Source organism: Schumannella sp. 10F1B-5-1 (assembly GCF_006517535.1).
Lineage (GTDB): Bacteria > Actinomycetota > Actinomycetes > Actinomycetales > Microbacteriaceae > Schumannella.
Map to the genome: position 1 here is coordinate 1 of NZ_VHQH01000036.1, position 16,610 is coordinate 16,610.

The following is a 16,610-nucleotide window of genomic DNA, read 5'->3' on the forward strand; positions in this document are numbered from 1 at the left end:
ATCAGCCGACTGACACCAACGTCATGACCGAGTACACCTAGACCCGGCACGCGCCGCGCCGCCGCGCCCGATCGGCCAGAGTCGCGCGAGCACCCCGAGCGGCCCGCGGCGCCCCGCTCACTCCCGCGCTTCGTGCCGCACGGGCTTCAGCCGCGCGGGCGCATCCTGCACGTCGGTGAAGTCGCAGCGGAAGGCGCCCTCGTAGCCGAACAGGAATCCGAACCGCGGATTCGTCACCCGCAGCGAGACCCGGAACTCGCCGGTGTCGTCGTCGAAGCGCTCCCGCAGTTCGGCCCGGCCGCTGAACAGCATCGGGAAGCGGAACGCGACCGGCCCCTCGTAGAAGCGCTGCGCGTCCGAGCGCAGTAGCAGCGAGCCGTCGTCGAGCGCGCGCAGCTCGAGGTCGACGGCCAGGTGCTGGTGGCTGCCCAGGTAGTCGATGATCCGCCGATCGCCGGGTCGCGCGTCTCCGGCGCGGATCATGGTCGCGTCGAAGCGGCGCTGCACGGGCGATCGCCCCCGCCGCGGCATCGCGTACTCGCGCACGAAGGTGACCGTCTCGCGCCCGAGCGGGTCGCGATAGGGCAGGTTGTGGATCGTGAAGGGCACGTCGGCGCCGACATCGGGCACGAGGATGCTGCGCAGCCGCCCGATCTGCAGGAACGGCACCGTCCACCACGGCCCTCGGCGGATCCGCGCCATCACCCCGCGGCCCGTGCAGCCGTAGCCCGAGTCGAGCCCGACGCCGAAGCGGCGCTGCAGCATCGGGTGCAGGCCGGCGAAGTCGTCGCCCATCGCGGCGGCGAACATCGAGCGCCGGGCGCGGTCGAGGCCTGGCAGGGCGGCGGATGCGGCGGATGCTTCGGTCACGGGGCCTCCAGGGTGTCGAGCGTCGCCGGGGCGTCCTGCATGGTGCGACGACGCGGATGCTGTCGGGTGCAGCGGGCGGCGCGGGGCCGATCTGTGCGCCAGAAGGCGAGCACGGCCGCGACGGGCCAGCGCTCGGGTTCGACGCCGGCCTCGGCCCAGATGCGCAGGCGGTCGAAGCTCCACGCGGTCATCCACCCGATCAGCCGGCGCAGCAGCAGCCGGTCGAGCAGGCGACCCCAGCCGGGGGTGTAGTCGTAGCCGGTGCTGAACACGACGCCGTCGCCGTCGGGCTCGTAGCGCCAGTAGCCGCGGCCGTCGCCGAGGGGCGACAGCGGGTCGCGGGTGGTGAAGCGCAGCGCCGAGGTGCGGGTGCCGTCGGCGCGGCGGCGCTCGCCGATGGTGGTGCCGGTGCCGTGGATGACGTGCAGCGGCAGGCTGCGCTCGTAGCGGAAGCGGGTGCCGCCGCCGGGCAGCTCGCCCACGGGCACGATCGCGCTGAAGCGCAGATCCCAGCGCGGGTGCCACGCCGGATCCTGGGTGAGCTGCCAGACGCGCTCCATCGGCGCGGCGATGCGGATGCGCACGTAGATCGGCTCGCGGCTGAGCTCGCCGCGCGCGCGCGACGGACCGCGCCGGCCGCGCCCGCTGGACCGGGCGTGCTCGCCATCCGGCTCGCGCCCTGCCCCTGAAACCGAGGATCCCCCCACATCTCCAGTGTGCCTCACCCGCCGGTTCGCCCGACCCCGCCGCGCCCCCGCGGCCCGCGGCGAGGTCGCGTCTACAGTCGGCACGTGACCCGCCGCCTCACTCTGCTCCTCTCCGCGTTCGAGGCGGCGCTGGCATTCGCGATCGGCATCGCGATCCCCCTGGTCCCCCTGACGATCCTGTGGGCCTCGCAGTACGGCTTCGGCCCCGACTGGCTGATCTTCTGGCGGGCGTCGGTCGACAGCTGGCTGGTCGGGCACGGGGTGGATGTGCGGCTCGCGCTCGACGCGACGACCGCCGCCGGCCTCGGGGTCGGCGCCGACCAGTCGGTCATCGTGGTCACGATCGCGGCGCTGGGATTCGCGCTGCTCACCGCTCTGCTCGGCCTCCGCGCGGGCTCGCGCATCTTCGAGACCCACCATCCGATCCTCGGCACGCTGGCCTCGGCCGGGGTGTTCGGCGTGCTCTCGCTCGGCGCGACGCTGTCGGTGCTGCACGAGGCCGCGCGTCCGTCGATCTGGCAGGGGGCGCTGCTGCCCACGGTCGCGTTCTCGCTCGGGCTGCTGCTCGGGCTGCTGCGCGAGTGGGCCTGGAACCGCAGCGACGAGACGGCCGAGCGAGTGCGGCAGCGCATCCACCGTCTGATCCCCGAGCTGCCGCGCATCGTGCTGACCGCCGTGCTGCGGTCGGGCGCGGCGGCGGCGGCGATCACGCTGCTGATCTCGGCGGTCGCGCTGGCGATCGTGCTCGTGGCGTCGTACGCGCAGATCATCCGCCTCTACGAGTCGCTGCACCCGGAGGTGGCGGGCAGCATCGTGCTGACGGCCGGGCAGCTGGCGCTGCTGCCGAACCTGATCATCTGGACGGCGTCGTGGTTCACCGGCCCCGGCTTCGCGATCGGCGCCGGGTCGTCGGTGTCGCCGGTCGGCACGACGCTCGGCCCGATCCCGGCCCTGCCGATCTTCGGCGCCCTGCCGTCGGGCGAGCTGGCCTTCGGCTTCGCCGGCCTGCTGGTGCCGATCGTCGCCGGCTTCCTCGCCGGCGTGGCGGTGCGCGGGCGGCTGAAGCGCGACCTGGGCGACGTCGCGGCCGGGCGGTGGATGCTCGTCTCCGCTCTGGGCGGCGGGATCTTCGGCGGACTCGTCCTGGGCTTCCTGGCCTGGGCGTCGGGCGGCGCCGCGGGACCGGGGCGTCTCGTCACGGTCGGTCCCGACCCGCTCGCCGTCGGCCTGGCCTCGGCGGCGGAGTTCGCCGTGGCGATCGGCATCGGGATCGCGGTCGGGCGTCCGTCGCGCCGCGCGACCGAGCTCGACGAGCTGGACGTGGCGACGCCCGCCGAGCGGCTGCGGGCGGATCGAGTGCCCGAGCTCGCGGCGGCGACGTCGGCCTCGGTGCCGGCGGCGGCGGCGACCTCGGCGGCAGGCGAGCCCGCCCGGGAGCCGGCGCCGAAGACCGCATCCCCGCGCCGGCCCGAGCCCGCCCCGAAGTCCGAGCCGGCACCGCCCGAGCGCGAGCCGGAGCTCGTCGACGGACCGCACGAGCGCGATGCCACGGTCGACGCGGATGCCGACACCGGCCCGATCGACACGGTGCGATCCGGCGCGTCCTTCCTGTCGAGCCTCGCGGGCGTGCGCGGCAGGCTGCGTCGTCCCGGGGCGGAGCAGCGGGCGCGCGGCCGGGATGCCGACGACGACGGCACCGGCGGTACCGGCACCGACGGTCCCGGCCCTGACGGCACCGACCCCGACAGCACCGACACCGCCCCGGTCGACCTCCCGCGCTGACCGCACGTCGGCCGATCCCGTGTCGGGCCCCGTGTCGCGCGTCCCCTAGTCTTGACGGGTGCTCCGGCTGGTCGTGCTCATCTCCGGCGGCGGATCGAACCTCCGCGCCCTGCTCGAGGCTTCGCAGGACGCCGAGTTCCCGGCCCGCGTGGTCGCGATCGGCGCCGACCGCGACGCGGAGGGCCTCGCCCACGCGGAGGAGTTCGGCATCCCGAGCTTCACGGTGCCGTTCAGCGCCTTCCCCGACCGCGACGCCTGGGGTGACGAGCTGCTGAACCAGGTGCGGCAGTGGGAGCCCGACCTCGTCATCCTGTCGGGCCTCATGCGCCTGGTGCCGCCGCGCTTCGTGCGCGCGCTCTCGCCCGCCCTGCTCAACACGCACCCCGCGTACCTGCCCGAGTTCCCCGGAGCCCACGCCGTGCGCGACGCCGTGCGCGCCGGCGCCGAGCAGACCGGGGCGAGCGTGATCGTCGTCGACGACGGCGTCGACTCGGGGCCGATCGTCGCCCAGGAGCGCGTGCCGATCCTGCCCGACGACACCGAAGCCGCGCTGCACGAGCGCATCAAGCCCGTCGAGCGCCGTCTGCTCATCCGGACCGTTCTCGACATCGCCAACGGCCATCTCGATCTGAAGGAGCTCGCGTGAGCGGTCCCAGCCACGACCCCGCCGACTACCGGTCCCGTGACATCGTCCCGATCCGCCGGGCGCTGATCTCGGTCAGCGACAAGTCGGGGCTGCTCGACCTCGCGGCCGAGCTCGCCGCGGCGGGCATCGAGATCGTCTCGACCGGCTCGACCGCCAAGACCATCGCGGACGCCGGCCACCCGGTCACCGAGGTCTCGAGCGTCACCGGCTTCCCCGAGTCGCTCGACGGCCGCGTCAAGACGCTGCACCCGAGCGTGCACGGCGGTCTGCTGGCCGACCTGCGCCTCGAGTCGCACGAGCGCCAGCTCGACGAACTGGGCATCCGCCCCTTCGAGCTCGTGATCGTGAACCTGTACCCCTTCGTCGAGACCGTGCGCTCGGGCGCGAAGGCGGATGACGTGGTCGAGCAGATCGACATCGGCGGCCCGGCCATGGTGCGCGCCTCGGCGAAGAACCACGCGAACGTGGCGATCGTCGTGTCGCCCGACCGCTACGCCGACGTGATCGCGGCCGTGCACGCCGGTGGCACCGACCTGGCCCAGCGCCGTCGTCTGGCCCGCGAGGCCTTCGCGCACACCGCCGCCTACGACGCGGCCGTCGCCTCGTGGTTCGAGGTCGAGGACACCCAGGCGATCGGCAAGGTCTCGAAGTACCCGGCCGAGTTCAGCTACGCGGCCGAGCTGCAGGGCGAGCTGCGCTACGGCGAGAACGCCCACCAGACCGCGGCGCTCTACACGGTCCCCGCCGAGCGCGGCATCGCCCAGGCGACGCAGCTGCACGGCAAGGAGATGTCGTTCAACAACTACGTCGACGCCGATGCCGCCCTGCGCGCCGCCTACGACCTCGCCGAGCCGGCGGTCGCGATCATCAAGCACGCGAACCCCTGCGGCATCGCGGTCGGCGCGACGATCGCGGCCGCGCACCGCAAGGCGCACGAGTGCGACCCGGTGTCGGCGTTCGGCGGAGTGATCGCCGCGAACCGCCGCATCGACCTGGCCGCGGCCGAGTCGATCAAGGACATCTTCACCGAGGTCGTCGTGGCCCCGGGCTTCGACGACGACGCGCTCGCCGTGCTCTCGACGAAGAAGAACATCCGCCTGCTGACCCTGCCCGAGGGCTTCCAGCGCCCGACGCGCGAGTTCAAGGACATCTCGGGCGGCGTGCTCGTGCAGGACGTCGACGCGCACTTCGCCGACCCGTCGACCTGGACGCTCGCCGCGGGCGAGGCCGCCGACGAGCAGACGCTCGCCGACCTCGCCTTCGCCTGGACCGCCTGCCGCGCGGTCAAGTCGAACGCGATCCTGCTCGCGTCGAACGGCGCCTCGGTCGGCATCGGCATGGGCCAGGTCAACCGTGTCGACTCGTGCAAGCTCGCCGTCGACCGCGCGGGCGACCGCGCCGCGGGCAGCGTCGCCGCCTCGGACGCGTTCTTCCCGTTCAACGACGGCCCCGCCGTGCTGCTCGAGGCGGGCATCCGCGCGATCGTGCAGCCGGGCGGATCGGTGCGCGATCAGGAGACGATCGACGCGGTCGCCGCGGCGGGCGTGACGATGTACTTCACGGGAGAGCGCCACTTCTTCCACTGAGCACGGCCGGCGCGGGCGACCGCGTCGAGCACGGCTCAGACGCGCGCGGCGACCCGCTGCACGAGGTCGTCGACGATGGCCGCCGTCAGCGGCAGCCCGCTGACCTGCTCGGCGCCGAGCCACGACGCCATGGGGTCGAGGTCGAGGAACAGGTGCTCGCCGGCGCGCGTGCGGCGCAGGTCGACCGCGGCGTGTCCGAGGCCGAGCGAGGTCACGAGGGTGCGCACCGCATCCACCACCTCGACCGGCAGGTCGACCGCGGTGCCGGGCCGCGACTCGTCGCCGGCGGCGAGACGGGCGGCCTCGTCGACGGGCGTGGCGCCGTGCTCGATCGCGTGCACCGCGTCGCCCGCCACCCAGACCCGCAGATCGGCGCCCGCGACGAAGGCGCGCAGCACCACCTCGGGTCCGTCGGGGTCGACCAGGTCGTCGACGGCCGAGACGCCGAGGATGCGGTCCTGCGTCGGCCATTCGATGCCGGTCTTGGTGAGCGGTCGGCAGACGATCCCGGTGCGCAGGTTCTGCACGGCGAAGCGGTGCGCGGCGGCCGGGTCGCGGGTGATGAGCGTGTGCGGCATCGTCAGGCCGGCGCGTCGGGCGGCCGACCACAGGCGGGTGCGGCGCTGCGCCAGGTCGACGCTCACCGGGTCGTTGGCCCAGGAGATGTCGAGGCCCTCGAGCGCCGAGATGAACGCCTCGCCGAAGTCGACCGGCGCGCCGAACAGGCGCGGGTCGTCGGCGCCGAGGAAGGGGATCCAGGTGCGACGCCACCAGCCGACCGAGATGTCGGCGAGGTCGATGCGCTGCTCGGCGCCGTCGACGCGGGTGACGGTCAACGAGCCGCCCGGGCGGTGCCCGGGACGGAACTCGGCTTCGACGCCGATCTGCGCGGTCAGGTTGCGCACGTCGATCAGGGCGACGCGCTCGCCGCGGGCGGTGAGCCCGGCGGCGACGGCGGCGGCATGCCGGTCATCCGGCGGGGCGACGAGGAGGATCACGCGGCGACACCGCCGCGAGCGGCCCGGTCGCGCGCTGCCCGGTCGAGCGCGTGCGGTTCCCGGCCCGACGGCTTCGGGTCGGGAACCGCACGCGGTGCGAGTCGACGCCGTGCCTCGTCCCCGCGCCGCGCCAGGCGCGTCGGGTTGCACGAGGGGAGGTGAGCGGTGTCGGTTTCGACGCCGACCGCGGGGCTGACGGCCGGTGAGATGCCGGTTGCGGCGGGGGATGCGATGCGGGACGTCATCTGGCCCTCCCCGGTCTCCGACGGATGAAGCGGATGCTTCGAGCGACAATCTGGCGGAACGGTCTGTTCACGTCATCAGGGATGACCCCGATTAGGTATCCTCAGGATGTCCCGAGGGGAGATCGGGACGCTCGGGCGGAGCCCCGCCGCCCAACGGAGGTCGGGTTGACATGACCGACGCAACACCCGGTACGCGCCTTCGCGCGGCCGTCGCCGATGACGCCATGCTGCTGCGTGAGGGCATCGGGAAAGTGCTCGCCGATGGCGGAGTCGACGTGGTCGCCTCCGTCGGATCCGGAGAGGAGCTCGTGGCCGCGGTCGAGGCGGGCGGCATCGATGTCGCCGTGCTCGACATCCGCATGCCGCCGAAGTTCCGCGACGAGGGCATCGTCGCCCTCGAGTCGCTGCGCGCATCCGGTTCGAAGATCGGCGTGCTGCTGCTCTCGATGTACGCGACGCCCGAGTACGCGATGCGGGCCCTGGATGCGGGCGCCGGCACCGGCTACCTGCTCAAGGAGCGCGTCTCCGAGCCGCACACCCTCGTCGCCGCAGTCACGACCGTCTCGCGCGGCGGCTCGGTCGTCGACCCGGAGGTCGTCGCGCAGCTCATGAACCGCCCGCGCGCCGACGGGCCGCTGTCGACCCTGACCGCGCGCGAGCTCTCGGTGCTCGAGGCGATGGCGCAGGGAAACTCGAACGCGGGCATCTCGCGCCAGCTGTTCCTCGGCGTGAAGACGGTCGAGACGCACGTGCGCAACATCATGCAGAAGCTCGGGCTCGACGACTCGCCCGACAACCACCGCCGCGTGCTCGCGGTGCTGGCGTACCTCGGATCGCGATGACCTCGATCGCGGCGGATCCCACGCCGCCGGATGTGCGCGTCGCGCCGCCCGCCCGCCTGGGCGCCGGGCGGTGGGCGGCCTGGCTGCTGCTGATCGCGGGCGGCCCGGCGCTGAATCTGTTCATGCAGGTGCTCGGCTGGGAGGCGACGCCGCCGCTCGACCGGCCGGAGGTGTCGTACGTCGCGCTGCACTGCGCCGTGCCGTTCGTCTTCGCCTTCTCGGCGTTCGTGGGTCTGCAGCTGGGCGAGCGCCGTCTGCCGATCGTGCTGATGATCGCGTTCTCGTACCTGTGGATCCCGCAGACCTTCTTCGCGGTCGTCGCGTACTTCGGGTACGTCTGGCCGATCCTGCGCTCGATCGATCTGCTCTGGGCGCTGCTGCTCGGGATGATCGCTCTCGCCTATCCGCGGGGGCGCTACGTCGGCCGGGTCGACTGGACCGTCGTCGGCATCGGCGTGGGCGTCTCGGTCGTGCGCGCGGTGTTCGTGCTCATCGCCGACAAGACCGAGAACCGCGACTGCCTCTGTGTCGGCAACGCCTACGCGCTGGTCGGGGATCAGTCGACATTCACGACGGTCGACCTGATCTACCGCATCTTCGGCGCCGTCATCGTGCTGTTCATCGCGACGCGCCTGATGTGGCGCTGGAGCCGCGGCAGCCAGCCGACCCGCAGCGTCGCCTTCGTGATGCCGATCGGCCTGTTCGCCTGGACCGCCGCGCTCATCGCCGAGGCCGTCAGTTACGGCCTGCACTCGTCGGCCAAGGGCTCGTTCGTGGTCGCGATCACCGGCGACGGCGCCGTCGCGGTGGTGTCGCTGTTCGCGGTCGCCTCGGTGCCGGTCTGCTACATCGCGGGCAGCGTGCACCTGCGCAACACGCGCGGCCGCGTCGCCGACCTCATGGTCATCACCCGCGAGGGCGCCGACCGCACCGCGTGGCGCGACGAGCTCGCCCGCGTGCTGCGCGATCCGAGCGTCGAGGTCTACTGGTGGGACGAGCGCAGCGGCGGCTACCACGACGACCAGGGCGAGCCAGTCGAGGTCGATCTCGACGGGGCCGAGGCGACCCGCACGCTGCTGCCGATCGCCGGCACCGGGGGAGCGCCGATCGCCGTGATCCGCCACGACCGCGCCCTGGTCGAGAACGAGCGTCTGCTCGACGGCGTCTCCGCGGCGCTGCGACTGAGCGTCGACAACGGGCAGCTGCGCGGCGAGGTCGAGCGCACGCTCGCCCAGGTGCGCGAGTCGCGCCAGCGCATCGTCGAGGCGGGCGACGAGGCCCGCAAGCGCCTCGAGCGGGACCTGCACGACGGATCCCAGCAGCAGCTCGTCGCGCTCGCGATGGAGCTGCGCACGCTCGTCTCCGCGGCCCGCAGCGAGGGCGCCCACGACGTGGCGGCGCGCCTCGAGGAGGCGCTGAGCCGCCTGTCGACGGCGCTGAAGGAGCTGCGCGAACTGGCCCGCGGCATCCACCCGACCGTGCTCGTCGAGGGCGGCCTGGCTCTCGCCCTGCCCGAGCTCGCGTCGCGGTGCCCCGTGCCGACCGAGGTCGAGACCTCGGTGGATGCGCGGCCCAGCGAGCTCGTCGAGGCCACCGTCTATTTCGTGGCCTCGGAGTGCCTGGCGAACATCGCGCGGCATTCGGGCGCGACCCGCGCGTGGATGACGCTCGGCTGCGCCGGCGAGAACCTGCTGCTGACGGTGCGCGACAACGGGCACGGCGGCGCCTCCCTCGACGCCGGCACGGGCATCCGCGGCCTGGTCGACCGCGTCGAGGCCCTCGGCGGCGAGCTGGAGCTGGCGAGCCCGGCGGGTCAGGGCACGACGATCCGCGTGATGCTGCCGGCGCTGAGCACGATCGGCGCCTGACCGACGCGACACACGCGGCCGTGGTGATCGGCTCTTGCCACGCAGCAGATCGCGGGGATAGGTTGTAAGGCTCGTCCGGGTCTCGCCGGATCGGGCTGCGAACGCGACGAGGAGGCGACATGGACACCACGACCATCACGCGAATCGAGCGCGTCCGTGTGCACGGCGCCCCGGCCGGCTTCGTCGCCGTCGTCGGGCTCCGGTAGCCGCGCCGCTCCCGCACCGCCCCCTCTCGGCGGGCCGCCGACTGCACGGCCGCCCGCAGCATCCACACCACCTCTCCGCTCCGACGCTCTTCGGCGTCGAAACGACCCTGGATGACGCATGCGCTCCACCACGCCCCCTGACCGTCAGCAACCCCGCGAGCATCGCGCCGGCACGGCCGCCACGCTCGCCAAGATCTACCCCTTCGTGAAGCCGGCGATGCCCCGGCTCGTGCTCGGCGCCGTCGCGGCGCTGTTCGCGGGCCTGGTCTCGCTGGTGATCCCGCTCGTCCTGCAGACGCTCGTCGACGGCCCGCTGTCGTCGCGCGACGGCACGCAGATCGTGCCCGCCGTGATCCTCGTGCTCGTGCTGGGCGCGGCCGAGGCCGTGTTCATCGCGCTGCGCCGCTGGTTCGTGCTCACGCCGGGCACGCACGTCGAGGCGACGATGCGCAACGCGTTCTACGCGAAGCTGCAGGACCTGCCGGTCGCGTTCCACGACCGCTGGGCCAGCGGCCAGCTGCTCTCGCGCGCCATGAGCGACCTCGGCCTCATCCGCCGCTGGCTGTCGTTCGGCATCGTGCTGCTGGTCGTCAACGTGGTCACGATCGTGGTCGGCTTCGTCGTGCTGTTCTTCTGGAGCTGGCAGCTCGGCCTGCTGTTCCTGATCTGCTCGATCCCGCTGTGGATCTACGGCTACGTCTTCGAGCAGAAGTACTCGGTGGTCGCGCGCCGCAGCCAGGACCAGCAGGGCGACCTCGCCACGGCGGTCGAGGAGAGCGTGCACGGCATCCGCGTGCTCAAGGCCTTCGGCCGCGGGCGCCACTCGCTCGAGAAGTTCGCGCGTCAGGCCGAGGAGCTGCGCGGCACCGAGATCGAGAAGGCGCAGGCGATCGCCGGCATCTGGCTGTGGCTGCTGCTGGTGCCCGACGTCGCCTTCGCGCTGAGCCTGCTCGGAGGCGTGCTGCTGGCGGCGAACGACGTGCTGACCGTGGGCCAGCTGTTCGCGTTCTTCGCCACGGCGACGGTGCTGCGCTTCCCGATCGAGTCGATCGGCTTCCTGCTGTCGATGACCTTCGACACCCGCACGGCCGTCGACCGCCTCTATGAGGTGCTGGATGCCGACAACGCGATCACCGACCCCGACAGCCCGTCGACGGTCGAGGATGCGCGGGGCCGTCTGGTCTTCGACGCGGTGCACTTCCGCTACCAGGACTCGCCGCGCCAGTTCCCCGACCTGCTCAACGGCGTCGACCTCGAGGTGCGTCCGGGCGAGACGATGGCGCTGGTCGGCCTGACCGGCTCGGGCAAGACGACGCTCACCTCGCTCACGACGCGGCTCTACGACGTGACCGACGGCGCGGTGCGCCTCGACGGCGTGGATGTGCGCGACCTGTCGCGCGAGGAGCTGCGCAGCCACATCGCGATGGCGTTCGAGGATGCGACGCTGTTCTCGGCGTCGGTGCGCGACAACGTGCTGCTGGGGCGGCCGGAGCTCGCGCATCCCGAGCAGGCCGTGGAGGCAGAGCGCGTCATGCGCGAGGCGCTCGAGGTGGCGCAGGCGTCGTTCGTCGACGAGCTGCCCGAGGGCGTCGACACGAAGGTCGGCGAGGAGGGCCTCAGCCTCTCGGGCGGGCAGCGTCAACGGCTCGCCCTGGCTCGCGCGGTCGCCGCGCGGCCCGAGGTGCTCGTGCTCGACGACCCGCTGTCGGCGCTCGACGTCGACACCGAGGCGCGCGTCGAGGCGGGTCTGCGGCGCGTGCTCAGCGACACGACCGCGCTGATCGTCGCGCACCGCCCGTCGACCGTCACGCTCGCCGACCGCGTCGCGCTGCTCGAGAACGGCCGCGTCACCGACGTGGGCGAGCACGGCGAGCTGCTGGCCCGCAACGAGCACTACCGCTTCGTCATCTCGTCGCTCGACGAGGAGGAGGAAGCCCGTCAGAAGCACACCCAGACCGGGACGCTCGACATCATCCCCGACGAGGGATCGTTCGAGCGGCCCGCCGCCTGGGCCGAGGAGGGACGCGAATGAGTCTCGAAGGCGTCGCGGGCGAAGAGCGCTCCGACTACACGAAAGAGGAGAGCCGGGCGATCCGGCAGCGGTCGCTGCGGCTGCTCGGCTCGCTGCTGAGCCCGCTGAAGGCCCGGCTCGTGCTGACCGCCGTCGTGGTGGTCGTCTCGACGGGACTGCAGGTGGCCGGGCCGGCGCTGATCGCGTTCGGCATCGACCAGGGACTGCCGGCGCTCATGAAGGCCTCCGACTGGTTCCCGCTGGGCGCCGCGGTCGGCGGCTACCTGATCGCGGGCATCGCCGGCGCCGTGCTGATCGCGCAGTACACGGTGCTGTCGGCGCGCATCAGCCAGGCCATCCTGTTCGACCTGCGCAAGCGCGTGTACCTGCACGCGCAGCGGCTGAGCCTCGAGTTCCACGAGACCTACACCTCGGGTCGCATCATCGCGCGTCAGACGAGCGATCTGGATGCGATCCGCGAGCTGCTCGACTCGGGCATCAACGGCCTCGTGCGCGGTGTGCTCTACATGGTGTTCATCGCGATCGCGCTGGTGTCGCTCGATCCCTTCTCGGGGCTCGTGCTGGCGGGCGCGCTCGTGCCGCTCTGGTTCCTGGTGCGCTGGTTCCAGAAGAGCTCGCAGAACCTGTTCCGCCGCACCCGCGTGGCCAGCGCATCCGTGATCGTGCACTTCGTGGAGTCGATGACCGGCATCCGCGCGGTCAAGGCGTTCCGCAAGGAGAAGCGCAACGAGAAGGAGTTCGGCGGACTCGTCGAGGAGTACCGCGACGCGAACGCGAAGGTCATCCAGCTGTTCGGCATCTTCGACCCGGGCCTGATCCTGATCGGCAACGTGACCGTGGCGGTCGTGCTGCTGGTCGGCGGCTTTCGGGTCATCGGCGGCGGGCTCGAGATCGGCGCCCTGCTGGCCGTCGTGCTCTACACGCGGCGCTTCTTCGACCCGATGGAGGAGATGGCGATGTTCTACAACTCCTACCAGTCGGCCGCGGCGGCGCTGGAGAAGATCTCGGGCGTGCTCGAGGAGGAGCCGAGCGTGCCCGACCCGGCGCGTCCCGTGCGCCTGCCGAAGGCGAGCGGAGCCGTGCGCTTCGACGACGTCACCTTCGCCTACAACGGCGACCGGGTCGTGCTGCCGGAGTTCGAGCTCGACATCCCCGCCGGGCAGACGATCGCGCTGGTCGGCTCGACCGGTGCGGGCAAGTCGACCCTGGCGAAGCTCATCTCGCGGTTCTACGACCCGACGAAGGGATCGGTGTCGCTCGACGGCGTCGACCTGCGTCAGCTGGATGCGCAGGACCTGCGCCGCGCGATCGTCATGGTCACGCAGGAGGCGTACCTGTTCAGCGGATCGGTCGGCGAGAACATCGCGCTCGGCAAGCCGGGCGCGAGCTTCGACGAGATCCGGCACGCGGCCCAGGCCGTCGGCGCGCACGAGTTCATCATGTCGATGCCCGACGGCTACGACACCGACGTGAACAAGCGCGGCGGGCGCGTCTCGGCGGGGCAGCGGCAGCTGGTCTCGTTCGCGCGCGCGTTCCTCGCCGACCCGTCGGTGCTCATCCTCGACGAGGCGACGGCGTCGCTCGACATCCCCTCGGAGCGGCTCGTGCAGGAGGGTCTCACGACCCTGCTCGCCGACCGCACCGCGGTGATCATCGCGCACCGCCTGTCGACGGTCGCGATCGCCGACCGCGTGCTCGTGATGGAGCACGGCCGCATCGTCGAAGACGGCAGCCCCGAGCAGCTGATCTCGGGAACCGGCCGCTTCGCCCAGCTGCACGCGGCCTGGCGCGACTCGCTGGTCTGAGCCGCTCCGGCGGCGTGGTCCGACGGCGCGACCGAGGGCCCGCATCCACTGATCGGATGCGGGCCCTCGGCGTTCTCGGGGCGCGGAGCTGCTCAGCCCTCGGCCATCGCGAGGGCCTCCTCGGCGCGCTCGGGCGAGCCCTCCGCCAGACCGCGGTCGATCGCCCGGCGCGAGGCGAGCCACATGATGCCGCCGGCGACGAACACCAGGATCTCGGTGACGGTGAGCGCCCAGATGATGCCGGGCAGGCCGAACCACAGGTTGCCGAGCAGCACGATCGGGATGAACAGCACGCCCTGCGCCATCGAGAGGACGATCGCCGGCACCGCGCGCCCGGTCGCCTGGAACAGCGACGTCATGAGCCCGGTGAACCCGTTCACGATCGCCGCGGCCAGCTGGGCGGTGAGGATCGTGAGCCCGATGCCGAGCACGGCCCGGTCGTCGGAGAACAGCTCGAACACCGGCTCACGGAACACGAACACGATCGTCGAGAACACGAGCACGATGCCGCCGACGGCGACCGCCGCCGCCCGCAGGGCCGCGTTCAGGCGGGCGCGGTCGCCTTTGCCGTAGGCGTAGGCGAGCAGCGGCAGAACGCCGATCGTGATGCCCATCACCAGGAACTCCGGCAGCTGGGCGATACGCACCGCGACGCCCATCGCGGCGAGCGGCCCGTCGCCGTAGGCGACCGCGAGGTTGTTGAGCACGAGCGAGGTCACGATGAGGAACGCCGACTGCAGCAGCTCGCTCACGCCGACGCCGAAGACGGGCTTCAGGATGTCGGCGCGCAGCGTGAACCAGCGCGGCGCGAGACTGACGAACTCGCTGTTCCGCTGCAGCCACTGCGCGTAGTAGGCGACGGCGATGAGATTCGACAGGCCCATCGCGAGCGCGGCGCCGGCGACGCCCCAGTGCAGCACCAGGATGAACAGCACGTCGAAGACGAGGTTGCCGACGGTCGAGAGGATCAGGCCGATCATCGACTGCTTCGCCGCGCCCTCGGCGCGCACCAGCTGCTCGAGGCAGAAGGTGGTCGCGAGCACGGGGACGAAGCCGAGCATGACCGCGACGTAGGCGGTCGTGGCGGGCACGGCCGCCGCATCCGCCCCCAGCAGCGACACGAGCGGGTTCAGCAGCACCAGGCCGAGCGCGCCGAGCACGGCTCCGACGATGACCGAGCCCCAGACGGCGAACGACGAGGCGTGCTTGATGTCGCCGGCGCGGGCCGGGTCGTTCTCGGCCGCGCCGAGCAGGCGCGAGATCAGCGCCCCGCCGCCGACGCCGAACACGCCGCCGACGGCCATCACGAGGCCCAGCAGGGGAGTGCCGAAGGTGATCGCGGCGAGCAGCGCCGTGTCGTGCTGCGCGCCGATGAAGCCGGCGTTGATGACGTTGTAGACGGCGCCGACGATCATGCCGGCGGCCATCGGGGCGCACAGGTGGATGAGCGCGCGCACGATCGGCGCGGCCGACAGGTACCAGCGGTTCGAGCCGACGGCGTCGGCGGTGGATGCGGTGGTCATGGTTCTCTCCATTCCGGGCACGCCGAAGGCATGCCGGCCAGGCGCTCGGTCGGCGCGAGCCGGTCGGGCAGGGGCGCGGGGCAGGGTTCTGCTCCGGGCAGGGCGCGCGGGGCAGGGTTCTGCCCCGCGCAGGGGTGATAGCGCGAGTGGAAGCGCAGGGGTCAGCGCACGCCGACGGGAGTCGGCGCGACGCGGGCGGTGAGGAGGTGGGGCGGCGGGAGCGGCGGCGCAGTCGCGACTAGCGCGAGGGGCGGGGCAGCTCGGCGGTGATCTTCCTCAGCAGGTGATCGAGCGTGTCGCGCTCGTCGGGGTCGAGCGGGGCGAGGATCGTCTCGTCGGCCGAGGCCATGGCGGTCTCGAATCCGACGATCAGCTCGGCGCCGGCGGGGGTGGCGTAGACGCGCTTGCTGCGCTCGTCGCCCTCCTCGGTCCTCCGCTCGACGAGGCCGCGTCGCTCGAGTCCCTGCAGCAGGCTCGAGACGCTCGCGGCGCTCGTTCGTGTCATCTGCGCGATGTCGCGCTGGCGTGCACCGGGGCTGTCGGCGAGGTATCCGAGCACGAAGCCCTGCTCGAAGCTGAGCTCGCGTTCGCGAACCCAGTCCTCGGCGGCCTTGCGCTGGGCCCAGCCGATCCGCCGCAGCAGCCCCAGGGGGCTGTCGAAGGCGTTCTCCGGTGCATCCATGTTCAGGACTCTAACTGTTAGAACTCTAACTGTCAACGTTCGAACTGATTGCGGATCGCCGCGCGATCGGCGAGCCCCGCGCGGGGCTCAGGGCAGGTGGCGAGCGCGCGCGAGATCGACGCGGAACACCGTGCCGTCGCGCGACCACAGCAGCGGAGTGCCCTCGGCGCGGTAGTGCTCGAGGGCGAGGTGCTCGTGATCCTGTGCGGGATGCCCGCTCGCCCGCACCACGCGCCACCACGGCACGTCCGAGCCGTACCAGGCCATGACCTGGCCGACGCCGCGGGCGGCGCGCGAGCCGAGCGCCGCGGCCACGTCGCCATAGGCCATGGCGCGGCCCTCGGGGATGTCGGCGACCACCTCGAGCACGCGGCTCACGAAGTCGTCGGAGGGCGGCATCCGGATCTCAGTCGTTCGATCGGCGGTGGGATGCGCGGAGCGGGATGCGCCGCGCGGGAGGGGCGGGCGGCCGACTCAGAGGTCGAGCGCGCCGAGGTTCTCGCCGTAGGGGGTCTCGCCGATCACGGTGAAGCCGACGGCCTTGAAGAACTCCTCGGGGCCCTCCTGGCCCGACTCCCACACGACCGTGATGCGCGAGAAGCCGCGCTTGCGCGCCTCGTCAGCGAGGGCGTGCACGGCGAACTTGCCGACGCCGCTGCCCTGCGCCTCGGCGGCCACGTTGATGCGCCAGAGGGCGGCGCGCAGGAAGTCGTCGCTCGCCGACTCGTCGAAGTTGCCCACGATGTAGCCGACGACGGCATCGCCGTCGAGCACGACCCGCGGCCACGACGCCGTCGGGTCGAGCTTGTCTTCGAAGT

At 72.4% G+C, this 16,610-nt stretch carries 14 protein-coding genes; 7 read left to right on the forward strand and 7 right to left on the reverse strand.

Translation table 11 applies throughout. The annotated features are described in order from the left end of the window. Positions 1 to 117: 117 nt before the first annotated feature. Positions 118 to 870, reverse strand: a complete 753-nt coding sequence (locus FJ658_RS05645; RefSeq protein ID WP_255447584.1) for a DUF4166 domain-containing protein — start codon at positions 868 to 870, stop codon at positions 118 to 120. Then, positions 867 to 1,454, reverse strand: a complete 588-nt coding sequence (locus FJ658_RS05650) for an SRPBCC family protein (RefSeq protein WP_255447585.1) — start codon at positions 1,452 to 1,454, stop codon at positions 867 to 869. Before FJ658_RS05650 ends, FJ658_RS05645 begins: the two co-directional genes overlap by 4 nt. Before the next feature lie 207 nt (positions 1,455 to 1,661). Here FJ658_RS05650 and FJ658_RS05655 point away from each other — a divergent pair, with 207 nt between their 5' ends. The 3 genes from FJ658_RS05655 to purH are packed head-to-tail and all read left to right on the forward strand — an operon-like array spanning position 1,662 to position 5,591. Further along, the gene (locus tag FJ658_RS05655; RefSeq protein WP_181408339.1) at positions 1,662 to 3,359 is read left to right on the forward strand and encodes a DUF6350 family protein; all 1,698 of its coding nucleotides are present in this window, start codon (positions 1,662 to 1,664) and stop codon (positions 3,357 to 3,359) included. 58 nt (positions 3,360 to 3,417) lie between these two features. Next, a complete protein-coding gene (gene purN / locus FJ658_RS05660; protein ID WP_141144412.1) occupies positions 3,418 to 4,005 on the forward strand; it encodes a phosphoribosylglycinamide formyltransferase in 588 nt (195 codons plus the stop codon). Continuing rightward, a complete protein-coding gene (gene purH / locus FJ658_RS05665) occupies positions 4,002 to 5,591 on the forward strand; it encodes a bifunctional phosphoribosylaminoimidazolecarboxamide formyltransferase/IMP cyclohydrolase (RefSeq protein ID WP_141144413.1) in 1,590 nt (529 codons plus the stop codon). Before purN ends, purH begins: the two co-directional genes overlap by 4 nt. 35 nt (positions 5,592 to 5,626) lie before the next feature. Here purH and FJ658_RS05670 read toward each other — a convergent pair whose 3' ends face one another. After that, a complete protein-coding gene (locus FJ658_RS05670; protein ID WP_141144414.1) occupies positions 5,627 to 6,589 on the reverse strand; it encodes a RimK family alpha-L-glutamate ligase in 963 nt (320 codons plus the stop codon). 415 nt (positions 6,590 to 7,004) lie between these two features. Here FJ658_RS05670 and FJ658_RS05675 point away from each other — a divergent pair, with 415 nt between their 5' ends. The 4 genes from FJ658_RS05675 (at position 7,005) to FJ658_RS05690 (ending at position 13,587) form a co-directional block, all read left to right on the forward strand. Further along, positions 7,005 to 7,676 (forward strand): response regulator transcription factor, encoded by a 672-nt coding sequence (locus FJ658_RS05675; RefSeq protein WP_255447586.1) that lies wholly within the window; start codon positions 7,005 to 7,007, stop codon positions 7,674 to 7,676. Continuing rightward, the gene (locus tag FJ658_RS05680) at positions 7,673 to 9,544 is read left to right on the forward strand and encodes a sensor histidine kinase (RefSeq protein ID WP_141144415.1); all 1,872 of its coding nucleotides are present in this window, start codon (positions 7,673 to 7,675) and stop codon (positions 9,542 to 9,544) included. Before FJ658_RS05675 ends, FJ658_RS05680 begins: the two co-directional genes overlap by 4 nt. A 324-nt stretch (positions 9,545 to 9,868) precedes the next feature. Beyond that, positions 9,869 to 11,782 (forward strand): ABC transporter ATP-binding protein, encoded by a 1,914-nt coding sequence (locus tag FJ658_RS05685; RefSeq protein ID WP_141144416.1) that lies wholly within the window; start codon positions 9,869 to 9,871, stop codon positions 11,780 to 11,782. After that, positions 11,779 to 13,587 carry an ABC transporter ATP-binding protein gene (locus tag FJ658_RS05690; protein ID WP_141144417.1) on the forward strand — a complete coding sequence of 603 codons (1,809 nt, stop codon included), beginning with the start codon at positions 11,779 to 11,781 and terminating at the stop codon, positions 13,585 to 13,587. Before FJ658_RS05685 ends, FJ658_RS05690 begins: the two co-directional genes overlap by 4 nt. Before the next feature lie 92 nt (positions 13,588 to 13,679). Here the strand turns inward: FJ658_RS05690 and FJ658_RS05695 are convergent, their stop codons facing one another. The 4 genes from FJ658_RS05695 to FJ658_RS05710 form a co-directional block, all read right to left on the reverse strand. Beyond that, positions 13,680 to 15,110, reverse strand: coding sequence for an MATE family efflux transporter (locus tag FJ658_RS05695; RefSeq protein ID WP_255447587.1), 1,431 nt, complete (start codon positions 15,108 to 15,110; stop codon positions 13,680 to 13,682). Between the two features lie 238 nt (positions 15,111 to 15,348). Further along, on the reverse strand, positions 15,349 to 15,792 hold the full coding sequence (locus FJ658_RS05700; protein WP_141144419.1) for a MarR family winged helix-turn-helix transcriptional regulator: 444 nt from the start codon (positions 15,790 to 15,792) through the stop codon (positions 15,349 to 15,351). 87 nt (positions 15,793 to 15,879) lie between these two features. Further along, complete coding sequence (locus FJ658_RS05705) at positions 15,880 to 16,191, reverse strand: MGMT family protein (protein WP_141144420.1); 312 nt, start codon at positions 16,189 to 16,191, stop codon at positions 15,880 to 15,882. Positions 16,192 to 16,266: 75 nt separating this feature from the next. Then, positions 16,267 to 16,610: GNAT family N-acetyltransferase (locus tag FJ658_RS05710; RefSeq protein WP_255447588.1), on the reverse strand; the 344-nt coding region annotated here is incomplete at its 5' end.

What these genes read in the sequence shown, in the direction of transcription:
- FJ658_RS05675 (WP_255447586.1), top strand. Translation starts at nt 7,005, where the DNA reads ATGACCGACGCAACACCCGGTACGCGCCTTCGCGCGGCCGTCGCCGAT.
- FJ658_RS05680 (WP_141144415.1), top strand. Translation starts at nt 7,673, where the DNA reads ATGACCTCGATCGCGGCGGATCCCACGCCGCCGGATGTGCGCGTCGCG.
- FJ658_RS05685 (WP_141144416.1), top strand. Translation starts at nt 9,869, where the DNA reads ATGCGCTCCACCACGCCCCCTGACCGTCAGCAACCCCGCGAGCATCGC.
- FJ658_RS05690 (WP_141144417.1), top strand. Translation starts at nt 11,779, where the DNA reads ATGAGTCTCGAAGGCGTCGCGGGCGAAGAGCGCTCCGACTACACGAAA.
- FJ658_RS05695 (WP_255447587.1), bottom strand. Translation starts at nt 15,110, where the DNA reads ATGACCACCGCATCCACCGCCGACGCCGTCGGCTCGAACCGCTGGTAC.
- FJ658_RS05700 (WP_141144419.1), bottom strand. Translation starts at nt 15,792, where the DNA reads ATGGATGCACCGGAGAACGCCTTCGACAGCCCCCTGGGGCTGCTGCGG.
- FJ658_RS05705 (WP_141144420.1), bottom strand. Translation starts at nt 16,191, where the DNA reads ATGCCGCCCTCCGACGACTTCGTGAGCCGCGTGCTCGAGGTGGTCGCC.